Source organism: Psychrobacter sp. DAB_AL32B, assembly GCF_002224105.1.
Taxonomy (GTDB): domain Bacteria; phylum Pseudomonadota; class Gammaproteobacteria; order Pseudomonadales; family Moraxellaceae; genus Psychrobacter.
The window spans coordinates 1-266 of sequence record NZ_NEXU01000195.1; the positions used below are offsets into that span (position 1 = coordinate 1).

Below are 266 nucleotides of genomic sequence, written 5' to 3' on the forward strand. Positions count from 1 at the left end.
CGACTACGCGGGTATCTAATCCGGTTCGTGCCCCTAGCTTTCGTCCCTTGCCGTCGGTCCGTTCTGGTGAGACGCCTTCGGTCCTGGTAGTCCTTCCAGGATTACAAGATTTCACACCTACCCGAGCAGTACCTCTCACCACTCCCGGCCCCTAGACCTACACTGTCTCCTGAAATCCTAAACGTTCCGCTGCCAGTTCTCTCAAGCAACTTACCGCCCCCGCAACGTTCACTTTCGCCCCCAGTCTAACTGGTACCAATCCAGCC

At 56.8% G+C, this 266-nt stretch carries 1 rRNA gene; it reads right to left on the bottom strand.

The annotated features are described in order from the left end of the window. A 16S ribosomal RNA gene (locus CAN34_RS13930) occupies window positions 1–235 on the bottom strand; the annotation flags it as partial. Window positions 236–266: the final 31 nt, after the last annotated feature.